The following is a 15,220-nucleotide window of genomic DNA, read 5'->3' as shown; positions in this document are numbered from 1 at the left end:
GGGACGTCCTTCATGGCTGACCCGAAGGGTTTTCTGACCGTCGGGCGGGAGCTCCCGAAGCGCCGCCCGGTCGACGTGCGGATCAAGAGCTGGTCGGAGGTCTACGAGGACTTCGGCAAGGACCGGCTGGAGAAGCAGGCGAGCCGCTGCATGGACTGCGGCATCCCGTTCTGCCACCAGGGCTGCCCGCTCGGCAACCTCATCCCCGAGTGGAACGACCTCGTCTACCGGCAGGACTGGCGGGAGGCCATCGAGCGGCTGCACGCCACCAACAACTTCCCGGAGTTCACCGGGAGGCTGTGCCCGGCGCCGTGCGAGAGCGCCTGCGTCCTCGGCATCAACCAGGACCCGGTCACCATCAAGCGGGTCGAGGTCGAGATCATCGACCGGGCGTTCGCGGAGGGCTGGGTGCGGCCGCAGCCGCCCGCCGTCAAGACCGGCAAGACGGTCGCGGTGGTCGGCTCGGGGCCCGCGGGCCTCGCCGCCGCCCAGCAGCTCACCCGCGCCGGCCACGACGTCACCGTCTACGAGCGCGCGGACCGGATCGGCGGGCTGCTGCGCTACGGCATCCCCGAGTTCAAGATGGAGAAGCGGCACCTCGACCGGCGCCTCGCCCAGATGCGCGCCGAGGGCACCGACTTCAAGACCTCGGTGAACGTCGGCGTCGACGTCACCGCCGACGACCTGCGCGCCCGCCACGACGCCGTCGTCCTCGCCGGCGGCGCCACCGCCTGGCGCGACCTGCCCGTCCCGGGCCGGGAGCTCAAGGGCGTCTACCAGGCGATGGAGTACCTGCCCCCGTCGAACAAGGTGCAGGAGGGCGACTACGACGAGTCGCCGATCTCCGCCAAGGGCAAGCACGTCGTGGTCATCGGCGGCGGCGACACCGGCGCCGACTGCATCGGCACCGCGATCCGGCAGGGGGCCGCCTCGGTCACCCAGCTGGAGATCATGCCGCGCCCGCCGGAGTCCCGCCCGGACACCCAGCCGTGGCCGACGTACCCGATGCTGTTCAAGGTGGAGAGCGCCCACGAGGAGCTCGCGGACCTCGGCGGCGACCGCGTCTACGCCGTGTCCACCACCGAGTTCGCCGGCGACGGGGACGGCAACGTCCGCGCGCTGAAGATCGTGGAGGTCGGCGGGCCGCAGTCCGGGTTCCAGCCGGTCGAGGGCAGCGAGCGGGAGATCCCGGCCGAGCTGGTCACGCTCGCGATGGGCTTCCTCGGCCCGCAGCGCGAGGGCCTCCTCGACCAGCTCGGCGTCGACCTCGACCAGCGCGGCAACGTCGTCCGCGACGGCGACTACAAGACGTCGGTGGACGGCGTGTACGCCGCCGGCGACATGGGCCGCGGCCAGTCCCTGATCGTCTGGGCCATCGCCGAGGGCCGCGCCGCCGCGCACGGCGTCGACGCGTTCCTCACCGGCCGCACCGGCCTGCCGTACCCGATTCCGCCCACGGCGCGTCCGATGGCCTGAGCGCATCCATCGCAGTGACGGCCCACCGCGCTCGCGTGCGCGGCCGAGGTCGCCGCGAAACGAAGGCCCCGAAGGCACGCCCGCGCCCTGCCTTCGGGGCCTTCGATGTGTCAGCACCGGAGCATGGGATCCGCGCCGTCCACCCTGGACACGGCCTTGCTGCGCCGCATGAGGCTGGCCCGGGACACGATGGACCGCGAGTGGGCCGAGCCGCTCGACGTTGCCGCCATCGCCGCCCGCGCCGGCTACTCGCGCTACCACTTCGTCCGGCTGTTCAGTGAGGTCTACGGCGAGACGCCCGGCGCCTACCTCGCCCGCCGCCGCATCGAACGCGCCCGGGACCTTCTGCGCACCGCGAATCTGACCGTCACCGAGATCTGCATGCTCGTCGGCTTCACCAGCCTCGGCACGTTCTGCACCCGCTTCAAGCAGCAGGTGGGGGTGACGCCCACCGAGTTCCGCAGGCGGGCCCGCGCCACCGACTCCTCCGTCATCCCCGGCTGCTTCGTGCTGCGTCGAGGCCGTCTTCCGCGACGACTCCGGCTGCTGGTACAGCCTCACCCAGCCCTTCGAGCAGCTCGACGAGACCCTGCCCTGGAACGACTGCTCCGGCTGACCAGGCGTTCCACGTGGCCCATCCCGGCCCGTCCGTCCCTCTTGTGGTCTTGGGACGGGTCGGCTAGCGTCCGGCCAGGGTTCACCGTGCGGCGGGCGCACAGCCGCCGGCCCCTCACGCCGCCGTGCACCGGGGCCCCCGCACCCCGCACGCGGGACATCAGGGGCCCGGCCACCCACCGCTGGGGTGGCCGGGCCCACCGCGCCCCGCGCCGACGCGTCCGATTCCTACAAGACCGGCCGGCGGCGGCCGCCCTACGTTGGCCCCATGAGAGTTCTGCACGACACCGGCCTCGCCCGCGCCGCCGGGTTCATGCGCCTCAGCGCCCGTCTCATCGACCGCCACCGGTTCGCCATGCACTTCCGCGGCGGGCCCGCGGCACCCGTCCTGGCGGCCCTGCGCGCCTACGAGAACCCGGACGGCGGATACGGCCACGCCCTCGAACCCGACCTGCGCGGCGAAGGCAGCCAGCCCGTCCCCGCCCAGCACGCCCTGGAGATCCTCCACGAGGCCGGCGCCGACGACGACCCCGCCGTCACGCGCACCGGCGACTACCTGGCCTCCATCACCACCGCCGACGGGGGAGTGCCGTTCGTCCTGCCGACGGTCCGCGACACTCCCCACGCCCCGTGGTGGCAGACGCCCGACGACCCGCCGGGCGGCATCAACCCCACCGGGACCCTCGCGGGGATGCTTCACCGCGCCGGGTCGGACCATCCCTGGCTCGGCCCCGCCACGGACTTCTGCTGGCGCCACCTGGAGGGCGAGGACACCGAACCCGGCCCGTACGACGCCCTGTCCATCCTCACCTTCCTCGACCACGTCCCCGACCGGGACCGCGCGGAGGCGGCCTTCACCCGTGTCCGCGACGCCCTCGCCGCCCCGGTGGCCCTCGACCCGCACGCCGGAGGGGACGGCCACTCCCCGCTCGACTTCGCCCCCACCCCGCACGGCCACGGACGCCGCCTGTTCACCGGCGACGTCATCGACGCCCACCTCGACGCCCTCATCGACGCGCAGGGCGACGACGGCGGCTGGGACTTCGGCTTCCCGAGCTGGACGCCGATCACCCGGCCCGAATGGCGCGGCTTCGTCACCGTCGAACGGCTCAGGACGCTGCGCGCCTACGGCAGGCTCAAGCTCTAGGTCACAGCAGGTTCCGGACGGGCTCGCCCGCCAGGTCGCGCACCTCGTGCGCGAAGTGCGACTGGTCGGCGTAGCCCGCCGCGAACGCCGCCCCCGCCAGCGGCTCGCCCGCCCGCGCCAGCCGCAGCGCCCGCTGGAACCGCAGTACCCGCTGGAGCGTCTTCGGCCCGTACCCGAACGCCGCCAGCGAACGCCGCCGGAGCTGCCGCTCGCTGAAGCCCAGCCCGTCCGCCACGTCCCGCACCGAACCGCCGGCCAGGCCCGCGACCACCGCCGCGACGACCGGATCCGGCGGCCGCATCCGCTCCCGCACCGCCGCGACCAGCGTTCCGCACCGGTCATCGGCCGGCGCCACCGCCACCGCCTCCGCCAGCCGGTCGGCCTCCCCGCCCCACAGCTCCCGCAGCGGCAGCCGCCCGTCCCGGACCGCGTCCGCCGGGACGCCCAGCACCGGCGGCGCCGCCCCCGGCCCGAACCGCACCGCCGCCACCGCGTCACCCGGCCGCATGACCGCCGGAACCGGGCCGGTGTCCGGCCCCGCCACCAGGATCCCGGACGCCGACCAGATCAGGTCCACGCACCCGTCGGGCACGACGCGCTGCGTGAACGGCTCGGCGTCGCGCGGCAGCGCCGCCGTCCAGGCGCACGCCAGCCCCGCCGCGGGGAACTCGCGATAACCGGTGGGACTCACACCTCCTGCATACCACCCGCGCTCACGGGCAGAGCCACAGAAAACCCACCGAACCGGGAGGACGGCCATGCCGGACAACGACCTTCAGGACAGGACCATCGCCTTCCTCTGCGCCACCGAGGGCACCGAGCAGGTCGAGCTCACCGAGCCCTGGAAGGCCGTCGAGCAGGCCGGCGGCACCCCCCGCCTCGTCTCCACCGAGTCCGGCCGCCTCCAGGCGTTCAACCACCTGGACAAGGGCGACACCTTCCCCGTCGACACCACCGTCGACGTCTCCGACCACACCGAGTTCGACGGCCTCCTCCTGCCCGGCGGCGTCGCCAACCCCGACTTCCTGCGCACCCGGCCCAAGGCCGTCGCGTTCGCCAAGTCGTTCTTCGACGCGGGCAAGCCCGTCGCGTCGATCTGCCACGCTGCGTGGACGCTCGTCGAGGCCGACGTCGTCCGCGGCCGCACCATGACCTCGTTCCCGAGCATCCGGACCGATCTGCGCAATGCGGGCGCCACCTGGGTGGACGAGGAGGTCAGGGTCTGCGAGGACGGGCCGAACGTGCTCGTCAGCAGCCGCGGCCCCGGCGACCTCAAGGCGTTCTGCCGGGCCGCCGTCGAGGCGTTCACGCGGTGACGGCCACTTCTGGTCCAGTTATGGTCTAGACCTCTGAGCTAGACCAATCGATGAACCCGCGGCGACCATATCCTGCACGAATATCCGTACCAGCGGGTAACTAAGTACGGTTGTGCACGTGAACCGTCGAGCGAAGATCGTCAGCACCATCGGCCCCGCCTGCTCCAGCACCGAGCAGATCAACGCCCTCGTCGAAGCCGGGATCGACGTGGCCCGCCTCAACATGAGCCACGGCGACCACGCCGTCCACGAAGAGGTCTACCACCGGATCAGGGCGGCCGCCGACGCCACCGGACGGGGCGTCGGCATCCTCGCGGACCTCCAGGGCCCCAAGATCCGCATCGGACGCTTCCCCGACGGCCCCGTACGCCTCACCCTCGGCGACGAGTTCACCATCACCACCGACGACGTCCCCGGCACCCGCCGCGAGGTCTCCACCACCTACCATGGCCTCCCCGGCGACGTCGGCCCCGGCGACAGCGTCCTCATCGACGACGGCCGCGTCGCCCTCAAGGTCACCGCCGTCGACGGCGCCCGCGTCCGCACCACCGTCACCGTCGGCGGCATGGTCTCCGACAACAAGGGACTCAACCTCCCCGGCGTCCCCGTCAGCGTCCCCGCCCTCACCGACAAGGACGAACGCGACCTCCGCTGGGCCCTGCGCCTCGGCGTCGACCTCGTCGCCCTCTCCTTCGTCCGCACCCCCGCCGACGCCGACATCTGCTACCAGATCATGGAAGAGGAGGGCGTCCGCGTCCCCCTCATCGGCAAGATCGAAAAGCCCCAGGCCGTCGAACGCCTCCCCGAGATCGTCGCCGCCTTCGACGGCATCATGGTCGCCCGCGGCGACCTCGGCGTCGAACTCCCCCTCGAACAGGTCCCCATCGTCCAGAAACGCGCCATCGAGCTCTGCCGCGAGAAGGCCCGCCCGGTCATCGTCGCCACCCAGATGCTCGAATCCATGATCTCCGCGCCCCGGCCCACCCGCGCCGAGACCTCCGACGTCGCCAACGCCGTCTTCGAAGGCGCCGACGCCGTCATGCTCTCCGGCGAGACCAGCGTCGGCCAGTACCCCATCGAATCCGTCCTCACGATGAGCCGCATCGTGCAGACCGCCGAACAGGCCGCCCTCCAGGCCACCCACACCCTCGATCGCATACCCGAGACCGTCGGCGGCGCCATCGCCCGCGCCGCCGCCGAGGTCGGCGCCATCGTCGGCGCCGAGGCCCTCGCCGCCTTCACCATGTCCGGCGAGACCGCCCGCCGCCTGTCCCGCTACCGCTCCCCGATCCCCCTGCTCGCCTTCACCTCCGTCCCCGCCGTCCGCGGCCGCCTCGCCCACGTGTGGGGCGTCGAAACCTTCATCGTCCCCCAGGTCGACCACACCGACGCCATGTTCGGGCAGGTCGAGCAGGCCCTCCTCGAACTCGGCCGCGTCCAGAAGGGCGACAAGGTCGTCGTCGTCGCCGGCTCGCCCCCCGGCACCCCCGGCTCCACCAACGCCCTGCGCGTCCACAGCATCGGCGAGGCCATCACCGTCCAGCCCTGACGCACCACACCAGCGGCCAACCACCCCGCCGGGCACCGCGCGAACCGCACCCCCGCGCGGTGCCCGGCCCCGTCCCGCCGTGTCACCGTCCGGTCTCAGAACCACCTCACTCCGAAAACACCGCCCACCAGGGTCAAGACCCGAGATATGTGGAAAGACGATCTCGTAACGGGTGATCGGCGCCCCTTCACAACGGGCAGCCACTCCCCTACGTTCCGGGAAATCAAGCCGTTCCCCTGATCGGTGGTGTGATGGACCTCAACGAATCCCTCGGCGACGCCAGCAGCTTCATCTGGGGCCCCTGGCTCCTCATCCCGCTGCTCCTGCTCACCGGCCTCTACCTGACCATCATCCTGCGCGGCCTCCAGGTCCGCCACTTCCGCCTGGCCTTCCGCCTCGCCTTCGGGCGCAGCGACGCCGAAGCAGAAGGCGACATCACGCACTACCAGGCGCTGTCCACGGCCCTGGCCGCGACCGTCGGCGTCGGCAACATCGCCGGTGTCGCCACCGCGATCGCCCTCGGCGGCCCGGGCGCCGTCTTCTGGATGTGGGTCACCGGCATGGTGGGCATGGCCACCAAGTACAGCGAAGCCTTCCTCGGTGTGCGCTTCCGCCGCACCGACGCCGCAGGCGAGCAGGGCGGCGGCCCCATGCACTACCTGAGGAACGGCATCAAAGGCCCGGCCGGCCTGATCCTCGGCGGCTTCTTCGCCGTCGCCGGGGCCATCGCCGCGTTCGGCATCGGCAACATGACCCAGGCCAACACCGTCGCCGCGAACGTGAAAGAGGAGTGGGGCGTCGACCCCATTTTCACCGGCATGATCATCACCGTGTTCGCCGGCGCGGTCATCCTCGGCGGCATCAAGAGCATCGGCCGCTTCACCAGCGCCTTCGTGCCGCTGATGATCGTCCTCTACGTCCTGGGCGCGGCGGGCGTCCTGGCCTTCAACCTCGACGAGATCCCCGGCGCGCTCGGCACCATCTTCACCGACGCGTTCTCCGGCACCGCCGCCACCGGCGGCTTCGTCGGCGCGGGCGTCGCCGCCGCCATCCAGTACGGCGTCGCACGCGGCATCTTCTCCAACGAGTCCGGTCTCGGCACCGGCGGTATCGCCGCCGCCGCGGCCAAGACCAGCCATCCGGTCCGGCAGGCCCTCGTGTCGATGACCCAGACCTTCATCGACACCCTCGTCGTGGTGAGCTTCACCGCACTGACCATCGTCATCACCGGAGTGTGGGACGACGCCGGCGAGGAGGAGGCCGCCAGCTTCACCGCACGCGCGTTCGACGCGGGCCTGCCCGGCGAGTGGGGCAGCCTCATCGTCACGCTGAGCGTGATCTTCTTCGCGTTCTCCACCCTGCTGGGCTGGTCCTACTACGGAGATCGCTGCGTGGAGTTCCTGTTCGGCCGCAAGGCGGTGTTCCCCTACCGCATCCTCTTCATCGTGATCGTGTACGTGGGCGCCACCACCACGCTCACCACGGTCTGGACCTTCTCCGACGTGATGAACGGCCTAATGGCACTGCCCAACCTGATCGGCCTGCTCATCCTGTCCCCGCTCGTCTACCGGGAGACACGCGACTACTTCCGGCAGCGCCCCAAGGAGGACACGACCGCCGAAACCACAGCGAAGTAGCCGAGACGACGCCGGGCCTGATCAGCCCTCAGGCCCGGCGTCCCTCCGGCCGCTCAGCACTTCGGCCCCACGAACTCGTCCAGCCGCGCCACCGCTCCCCGCTCTTGAACTGCCGCCGTATCCGGTTGATCGTGCGGCGCCCATCCGAAGGCGTGCCGACTCTCGGCTCTTCTCCGTATCCATACGGTGATGATGTCGGTCCGATCCGACAGAACGCGGCCGCTGGTCGCCGCCATCGCTTGCCAGTCACTGCAGCGAGCTGGGCATCACCCTCGGCAGGACCTGGGGTGAGCGATTACGCCCCCGCTGAGATCAAACACCGCCCGACTGGACGGCATTCGATACATGTGCCCCGAGTGGGATTCGAACCCACACTTGATGTGGTTTGAGCACATTCCCTCTGCCTGTTGGGGTATCGGGGCATCTGTTTCAATTGTCCGTTTTGTGCTGCTGTGGGGGTGGCCTCGGTCCAGGGTAGCGGGTTTCGGTAGGGTCGGGGTGTGGAGAGCGCGCGGCGGGTTGTGATCGCGGAAGACGAGGCCCTGATCAGGCTGGACCTGAAGGAGATGCTTCAGGAGGACGGCTACGAGGTCGTCGGGGAGGCCGGGGACGGCGAGACGGCCGTGCGGCTGGCGGGTGAGCTGAAACCCGACCTCGTGATACTCGACGTCAAGATGCCGGTACTGGACGGGATCTCCGCCGCCGAGCGCATCTCGGCGGACCGGATCGCGCCGGTGGTGATCCTCACCGCGTTCTCCCAGCGCGAACTCGTCCAGCGGGCCACGGACGCGGGGGCGATGGCCTATCTGGTCAAGCCGTTCTCCAAGACCGACCTCGCGCCCGCGATCGAGATGGCGGTGAGCCGGTACACCGAGCTGCGGGCGCTGGAGGCGGAGGTCGCGGGGCTGCAGGAGCGGCTGGAGACCCGCAAGGTGGTGGATCGCGCCAAGGGGCTGCTGCAGGAGGCCAACGGATGGTCCGAGCCGGAGGCGTTCCGGTGGATCCAGAAGGCCTCGATGGACCGTCGGCTGACGATGCGTGCCGTGGCCGATACCGTCGTGGAGGAGCTCTCTCGCCAACGGGAACGTCCTGACGTGGGCTAATGCAGTCCGTTCTGTCACGTTCTGCGAACGATTCGTTCACGACTCCGCTGTCGCAGGGTACCGCCGATCGGCGCTTCGCTACGCTCGCCACACATTCCTGATGTGCGAGTAAAGGAGCCTGTGTGCGCCGAACACTGGCGGCCGCCCTGCTCGCGCTCGCCGCGATCCTGCTGGTCACCCCAGCGGCGTTCGCGGCTGAGGGCGAGGCATTGGCAGGCACGGTGCGAGGTCCCGACCGTAAACCGGTCGCGGATATCGTGATCATGGTCAAGCAGGGCGAGAAGGAGGTCGGCGAGGCCACGACCGGGGCCGACGGGACGTGGCGTGTCGAGGTCCCCGGACCCGGGCGCTACGACGTCAGCCTCGACGTCGGATCCCTTCCGCAGGGGATGGTCATGCGCCGCCAGGGAGGCGAGTCGCTCACCGACATCTCCGTGACCGAGGGCCAGGAGCGGAGCGTGCTGTTCCCGCTCGTCGCCGAAGGCCAGGCCGGCGGGGGAACGGACGGCGGTCCGGACGCCCAGCCGGCCGACACGGGACCGGGCACGGGTGAGCGGTTCCTCCAGCTGCTGCTGGAGGGCCTGCGGTTCGGCGCCATCATCGCGATCACGTCGGTCGGCCTGTCATTGATCTTCGGCACCACGCGGCTGGTGAACTTCGCCCACGGCGAGCTGGTGACGCTCGGCGCGGTGATCGCCTGGTTCGTGAACGTGCAGGGGCCGACCTGGCAGCTGATCCCGGCGACCCTGGTGGCGGTGGCGGCCGGGGTCGGCATCGGAGGCGCGGTCGAGCGGGGCATCTGGCGGCCCCTGCGGCGGCGCGGGGTGGCGCTGATCCAGATGTTCATCGTCTCGATCGGCCTGGCGCTGCTGCTCCGGCACGGGATTCAGGTCTGGTTCGGCGCGACCGCCCAGCCCTACGCCGACTACCAGATCCAGGAGCGGCTGACCTGGGGTCCGCTGTCGATCACGCCCAGGGATCTGACGATCATCGGCATCTCCTTCGCGGTGCTGTTCGCGGTGGGGCTCGGGCTGCAGCGCACACGCATCGGGAAGGCGATGCGCGCGGTGTCCGACAACCGTGATCTCGCGGAGTCCTCGGGGATCGACGTCTCCCGGGTGATCCTTTACGTGTGGATGCTGGCCGGCGGCCTGGCGGCGCTCGGCGGCGTGTTCTACGGCGTCAGTGAGAACGTCTCCTTCAACATGGGGTTCCGATTGCTGCTGTTGATGTTCGCGGCCGTGATCCTCGGCGGGCTGGGCACCGCGTACGGTGCGATCGCGGGCAGCCTGGTCGTGGGGATCGTGGCGCAGGTGTCCACGCTGTGGCTCCCGGTGGAGCTGCAGAACGCCTGGGCGCTGGTGGTGCTCATTCTCGTGCTCATGTTCCGGCCTCAGGGGATCCTGGGCCGCGCGGAACGAGTCGGATAGGGGGCGCGGGACATGGACTTCATCGAGATTCTCGCGGCCTCGCTGCGCGGGGCGTTCGCACCGGAGGCGGCGGTGTACGCGCTGGCGGCCATCGGCCTCAACGTGCACTTCGGCTACACGGGCCTGCTCAACTTCGGGCAGGTGGGCTTCATGCTGGTCGGGGCGTACGGCCTGGCGATCAGCGTGAGCACGTTCGGCTGGTCGATGTGGGTCGGCGTGCTGGTCGGCATGGCGTGCGCGGCGGTACTGGCGTTGCTGCTGGGCATTCCGACCCTGCGATTGCGGGGCGACTATCTGGCGATCGTGACGATCGCGGCAGCGGAGATCATGCGTTTGGTCTACCGGGCGGAGTTCGCCAACGAGGTGACCGGCAGCGTGTACGGGCTGCAGCAGTTCGCGAACCCGTTCTTCGAACTCAATCCGTTTCCGGCGGGCTCGTACGGGGTGGGGCGGTTCTCCTACTCCGACCGCGACCTGTGGGTGATGACCTTGGGCTGGGCGCTGGTCGCGGTGGTGGCGCTCATGGTGTACCTGCTGGTGCACAGCCCGTGGGGCCGGATCCTCAAGGGAATCCGCGAGGACGAGGACGCCGTGCGCGCCCTGGGCAAGAACGTCTTCGGCTACAAGATCCAGAGCCTGGTGCTCGGTGGTGTGATCGGTGGGCTGGCGGGCGTGATGTTCGCGATCGGCTTCCAGTCGGTGCAGCCGGACACCTTCAACCCCGAGATCACGTTCTTCCTGTGGACGGTGCTGCTGATGGGCGGGGCCGGGCGGGTGCTCGGGCCGATCGTCGGTGCGTCGATCTTCTGGTTCATCCTGGTGTTGATGGACACCACGCTGCGTCAGGCGCTCAGCGCGGGATACATCTCCGACAGCATTCTGGAGTCTTCGGACATCGGCCCGCTGCGTTTCGCGGTGGTGGGACTGCTGCTCATGTTGATCATGATCTACCGGCCGCAGGGCGTGCTCGGCAGCAGGAGGGAGATGTTGCTCCATGACCGATGAGCCGATGGGCGCGCAGGGCGACGGCGCAGACGGCGCCGAGCTGGGCGACAGCGAGATCGTCGAGGCCAGGCAGCTGGCCGAGGAGGCGGTGGAGGAGACGGTCCTGCCGGACGAGTCACCGCTGGCCGGGCTCACCGGCGAGCCGGGGATGGCCAAGCCGGACCCGATTCTCGTCGCCGACGGGGTGAGCCGGGCGTTCGGCGGGCTGAAGGCGGTCGACGTCGGCCACCTGGAGGTCCAGCGCGGGACGATCACCTCCCTGATCGGCCCGAACGGTGCGGGGAAGACGACGCTGTTCAACGTGCTGACCGGGTTCGACCGGGCCAATGGAGGCACGTGGTCGTTCGACGGCCGCCCGGTGGCGGGGCTCCCCGCCCACAAGATGGCCAGGCGCGGGATGGTGCGGACGTTCCAGCTGACCAAGGCGCTGACCCGGCTGACCGTGCTGGACAACATGAAGCTGGCGGCGGTCGGCCAGCGCGGTGAGAACTTCTTCAACGCGCTGGTCCCGGCTCTCTGGCGTCCGCAGGAAAAGGGGCTGGAGAAGCGGGCCCTGGAGCTCCTGGACCGGTTCAAGCTGGCGCACATGCGCGATTCGTTCGCCGGTGAGCTGTCGGGCGGCCAGCGCAAGCTGCTGGAGATGGCGCGCGCGCTGATGGTGGGCCCGTCGATGGTGATGCTGGACGAGCCCATGGCCGGCGTGAACCCGGCGCTGACCCAGTCGCTGCTCGGGCACGTCCGGGCGTTGCGCGACGAGGGCATGACCGTCCTGTTCGTGGAGCACGACATGGACGTGGTCATGGGGATCAGCGACTGGATCGTGTGCATGGCGCAGGGACAGGTGATCGCCGAGGGCACGCCGGACCAGATCCGTTCCAATCGGACGGTCATCGACGCCTACCTTGGAACCAGGCACGAGCTGGAGGCGGAGGAGTAGAGGATGACCGAGACGGACGCGCAGGCGGCGGAGCAGAAGGCTCCGGAGCCGCTGCTGGTGGCGGAGAAGGTGGTCTCCGGGTACATCCCCGAGGTCAACATCCTCAACGGCTGCGACCTCACCCTCGCGGAGGGGGAGGTCGTGGCGGTGATCGGGCCGAACGGCGCGGGTAAGTCGACGCTGGTCAAGACGATGTTCGGGCTGATCCCGGTTCGTTCGGGGTCGATCCGGCTGAAGGGCTCCTCCTGCACGAACCTCACCGCGCACGAACTGGTGTCGCGGGGGATCGGGTACGTGCCGCAGACGCAGAACGTGTTCCCCACGCTCAGCGTCGAGGAGAACCTGGAGATGGGGCTGTACCTGCGGCCGAAGATGTGGAACGAGCGCTTCACGTTCGTCTGCGAAATGTTCCCGCTGCTGGGCGAGCGGCGCAAGCAGAAGGCCGGCGCGCTGTCGGGCGGTGAGCGTCAGATGGTGGCGATGGGCCGCGCACTGATGATGGACCCGTCGGTGCTGATGCTCGACGAGCCGACGGCCGGGCTGTCGCCCAAGTTCCAGGACCAGGTCTTCGAGCAGGTCAAGCAGATCAACACCAGCGGTGTGTCGATCGTGATGGTGGAGCAGAACGCGAGTCGCTGCCTGCAGATCTCCGACCGCGGATATGTGCTCGACCAGGGGCGCAACGCCTACACGGGCACCGGCGCCGAGCTGCTGCACGACCCGAAGGTCATCGAGCTGTATCTCGGCACTCTCGCCAAGGTCGACTGACCCGCCGCCCGGTCCGCGCCGGTGCGCCGGAGCGGACCGGGACGGGGGCGACGTGGCAGGACGAACGAGGAGGGCCCGGCCTGCAGGCCGGGCCCTCCTCGTTCGTGTGCCCGGTATGGGAGATCACCGGTATAGGGGCGTTCAGCGGTTCGCCGGACCGCCGGGGCGGGCCCGCCGCGCCCGGGTGACACGGAAAGGAGGGGCGGGAAACCCCGCCCCTCCTTTCCGATTCGCGCTGCTGTGAGGTCAGCTCACCGGCTTGCTCTGGACCGTGTCGATGATCTCGAACTTGCCCTTGTCGTTGTACTCGTAGATCTCGATCTCCGTGGAGCCGGGCTCGCCGGGCTCGGTGAAGTCGAGCGGGCCGCTGGCACCGTCGTAGTCGATGTCCTTGCCCTGCTTGATCAGGTCACGGCACTGCGTGAAGGTGGTGCACTTCTCGCCGCCCTTGGTGACCTCGTTCATCTTGGTCTTGAAGACCGCCGGGTCGTCGGTCTTGGCGGTCTCGGCCGCCAGGGCCATGACGGTGACGCAGTCGTAGACCTGCGGTGCGTACTGGAAGACCTCCAGCTTGGGGTCGAACGCCTTCAGGCCGTCGGTGAACGCCTTGTTCTCGACGGAGGCGGGACCGGTGCCCTTGAAGCCTTCGATGACCGAGGGGTCGCTCTTGGAGAAGCGCTGGGCCATCTCCTCGTCCTTCATGCCGTCGGCGCTGTAGAACTGGTTCGCCTTGAAGCCGGCCTCGATGAGCTTGGTGCCCAGCTGGGCGCCCTCCTGGAACGAGACCATGACGACCGCGTCCGGCTTGGCGTCCCGGACCTTGGTGACCGTGGCGTTGAAGTTGGTGGTGTTCGGCTCGTAGGCCTCCATCACCGGCACGGTGGCGCCGACCGCCTCCAGCGCCTTCTTGGTCGCGTCGGCCAGGCCCTTGCCGTAGTCGTCGCCGCGGTAGGTGATGGCGACGGTGGAGTGGCCGTCACCGGTGATGGTGTCGGCGAGGATCGGCCCCTGGAGCACGTCGCTCGGTGCGGTGCGGAAGTAGTAGCCGTCGTCCTTGTAGGCGGTGAACGTCGGCGCGGTGTTGGAACCCGAGCACTGCACCTTGCGGGCGCTCTTCACCTTGTCGAGGATGGCGAGGGACATGCCGGAGGCGGCCGCGCCGACGATCCCGTCGACGTTCTGGCCCAGCAGCCGGTCGACCGACGCGTTGGCGATCTCGGCCTTGCCGCCCTCGTCGGACCCGACCACTTCGGGCATCGGCTTGCCGAGGACGCCGCCGGCCTTGTTGATCTCGGAGATGGCGTACTTGGCCGCCGAGACCTGGGGCGGGCCGAGGTGGGCCAGCTCGCCGCTCTCCGGGAAGATGTAGCCGAGCTTGAGCACCCCGTCCTTGCTGTTCGCGCCGGCGTTGGTCTTCTTGTCGCCGTCGCCGTCGCCGCCGCCGCAAGCCGCTAGGGCGAGCGCGGTCACGGCGGTAAGTGCCAAGGTGCGGAACCTTCTGCCGCCTTGCATGGGCATCTCCAGCTGTCCGTGGACTGTCACTTTGTGTCCGTTTTGTACAGTGCCACGGAGGCTACTTGACCAGGCAGTTCAGGGGGAGGCGGGTGTCGGGGTTGCGGCCGAGTCGTGATCTGATGTGACCGTTTCGTGAAATGCCGCGCGCCGCGTGGAATGCCGCCCGGCATCGGCGGCTCCGCGTCCGAAAGGGGCCCGGGATCACCTTTGGGGCCGTACGAACCTTCCCCGGGCGCGTACGTTGTCTACTCGGTGATCCCGGGCCGTTCCGATCCACGGTACAGACCGGGGGGCGCGCATCGCAAAGAAAGCGCGGATCAGCCGCCGGGCGCGTCCCGCAGCATGCAGGTGAGCCGCGCGGTGCAGACCCGCCGGCCCTCGTCGTCGGTGATCACGATGTCGTAGGTGGCGAGGGTGCGGCCGCCGTGGGTGCGGGTCGCCACACCGGTGACGTACCCCTCGGTCGCGGACCGGTGGTGGGTGGCGTTGATCTCGATGCCGACGGCGATGCGGCCGGCGCCGGCGTGCAGCGCCGCGCCGGTCGACCCGATCGACTCGGCCAGAACGCACGACGCGCCGCCGTGCAGGAGCCCGAACGGCTGGGTGTTGCCCTTGACGGGCATGCGGCCCACGACGCGTTCGGGCGAGGCCTCCAGGCACTCGATGCCCATGGCCTTGCCCAGGTCGCCGTACGCGTCCGGTCCGGAGCCGGCGGGATTCAC

At 70.0% G+C, this 15,220-nt stretch carries 13 protein-coding genes, 1 tRNA gene and 1 pseudogene; 11 read left to right on the top strand and 4 right to left on the bottom strand.

The window, feature by feature from the left end:
- Window positions 1–12: 12 nt before the first annotated feature.
- The 3 genes and pseudogenes from ACGFIS_RS07320 (at window position 13) to ACGFIS_RS07310 (ending at window position 3,238) form a co-directional block, all read left to right on the top strand.
- Window positions 13–1,476, top strand: coding sequence for a glutamate synthase subunit beta (locus tag ACGFIS_RS07320; RefSeq protein WP_392909068.1), 1,464 nt, complete (start codon window positions 13–15; stop codon window positions 1,474–1,476).
- Between the two features lie 105 nt (window positions 1,477–1,581).
- Window positions 1,582–1,884, top strand: a pseudogene (locus ACGFIS_RS07315) (helix-turn-helix transcriptional regulator); the annotation flags it as partial.
- A gap of 475 nt (window positions 1,885–2,359) precedes the next feature.
- The gene (locus ACGFIS_RS07310) at window positions 2,360–3,238 is read left to right on the top strand and encodes a hypothetical protein (protein WP_392909066.1); all 879 of its coding nucleotides are present in this window, start codon (window positions 2,360–2,362) and stop codon (window positions 3,236–3,238) included.
- Window position 3,239: 1 nt separating this feature from the next.
- On the opposite strand, the gene ACGFIS_RS07305 is transcribed toward ACGFIS_RS07310, so the two are convergent.
- On the bottom strand, window positions 3,240–3,929 hold the full coding sequence (locus tag ACGFIS_RS07305; RefSeq protein ID WP_392909064.1) for a helix-turn-helix domain-containing protein: 690 nt from the start codon (window positions 3,927–3,929) through the stop codon (window positions 3,240–3,242).
- Between the two features lie 67 nt (window positions 3,930–3,996).
- On the opposite strand from ACGFIS_RS07305, the gene ACGFIS_RS07300 reads away from it, so the two are divergent.
- The 3 genes from ACGFIS_RS07300 (at window position 3,997) to ACGFIS_RS07290 (ending at window position 7,740) form a co-directional block, all read left to right on the top strand.
- Window positions 3,997–4,554: a type 1 glutamine amidotransferase domain-containing protein gene (locus ACGFIS_RS07300; protein ID WP_392909062.1), complete on the top strand. Its 558-nt coding sequence runs from the start codon at window positions 3,997–3,999 to the stop codon at window positions 4,552–4,554.
- Between the two features lie 118 nt (window positions 4,555–4,672).
- Entirely contained in the window at window positions 4,673–6,103 is a 1,431-nt protein-coding gene (pyk, locus tag ACGFIS_RS07295) for a pyruvate kinase (RefSeq protein WP_392909060.1), read from the top strand.
- 251 nt (window positions 6,104–6,354) lie between these two features.
- Window positions 6,355–7,740 carry an alanine/glycine:cation symporter family protein gene (locus ACGFIS_RS07290; RefSeq protein ID WP_392909057.1) on the top strand — a complete coding sequence of 462 codons (1,386 nt, stop codon included), beginning with the start codon at window positions 6,355–6,357 and terminating at the stop codon, window positions 7,738–7,740.
- 348 nt (window positions 7,741–8,088) lie between these two features.
- On the opposite strand, the gene ACGFIS_RS07285 is transcribed toward ACGFIS_RS07290, so the two are convergent.
- Window positions 8,089–8,162: transfer RNA gene (locus tag ACGFIS_RS07285), tRNA-Leu, on the bottom strand.
- 78 nt (window positions 8,163–8,240) lie between these two features.
- On the opposite strand from ACGFIS_RS07285, the gene ACGFIS_RS07280 reads away from it, so the two are divergent.
- The 5 genes from ACGFIS_RS07280 (at window position 8,241) to ACGFIS_RS07260 (ending at window position 12,983) form a co-directional block, all read left to right on the top strand.
- On the top strand, window positions 8,241–8,843 hold the full coding sequence (locus ACGFIS_RS07280) for an ANTAR domain-containing response regulator (protein ID WP_392909055.1): 603 nt from the start codon (window positions 8,241–8,243) through the stop codon (window positions 8,841–8,843).
- A gap of 122 nt (window positions 8,844–8,965) precedes the next feature.
- Window positions 8,966–10,273 (top strand): branched-chain amino acid ABC transporter permease, encoded by a 1,308-nt coding sequence (locus ACGFIS_RS07275; protein WP_392909053.1) that lies wholly within the window; start codon window positions 8,966–8,968, stop codon window positions 10,271–10,273.
- 12 nt (window positions 10,274–10,285) lie between these two features.
- Window positions 10,286–11,278, top strand: coding sequence for a branched-chain amino acid ABC transporter permease (locus ACGFIS_RS07270; RefSeq protein WP_392909051.1), 993 nt, complete (start codon window positions 10,286–10,288; stop codon window positions 11,276–11,278).
- A 148-nt stretch (window positions 11,279–11,426) separates the two neighbouring features.
- Window positions 11,427–12,215: an ABC transporter ATP-binding protein gene (locus ACGFIS_RS07265; protein WP_392970100.1), complete on the top strand. Its 789-nt coding sequence runs from the start codon at window positions 11,427–11,429 to the stop codon at window positions 12,213–12,215.
- A gap of 3 nt (window positions 12,216–12,218) precedes the next feature.
- Window positions 12,219–12,983: an ABC transporter ATP-binding protein gene (locus ACGFIS_RS07260; RefSeq protein ID WP_392909049.1), complete on the top strand. Its 765-nt coding sequence runs from the start codon at window positions 12,219–12,221 to the stop codon at window positions 12,981–12,983.
- A gap of 246 nt (window positions 12,984–13,229) precedes the next feature.
- On the opposite strand, the gene ACGFIS_RS07255 is transcribed toward ACGFIS_RS07260, so the two are convergent.
- Window positions 13,230–14,468: an ABC transporter substrate-binding protein gene (locus ACGFIS_RS07255; RefSeq protein ID WP_392969941.1), complete on the bottom strand. Its 1,239-nt coding sequence runs from the start codon at window positions 14,466–14,468 to the stop codon at window positions 13,230–13,232.
- 347 nt (window positions 14,469–14,815) lie between these two features.
- Window positions 14,816–15,220, bottom strand: coding sequence for a PaaI family thioesterase (locus ACGFIS_RS07250; protein ID WP_392909265.1), 405 nt, complete (start codon window positions 15,218–15,220; stop codon window positions 14,816–14,818).

The sequence above is a fragment of the Spirillospora sp. NPDC048824 genome (assembly GCF_043198455.1).
GTDB lineage: Bacteria > Actinomycetota > Actinomycetes > Streptosporangiales > Streptosporangiaceae > Spirillospora.
This window is presented reverse-complemented; position numbering and strand designations above follow the sequence as displayed.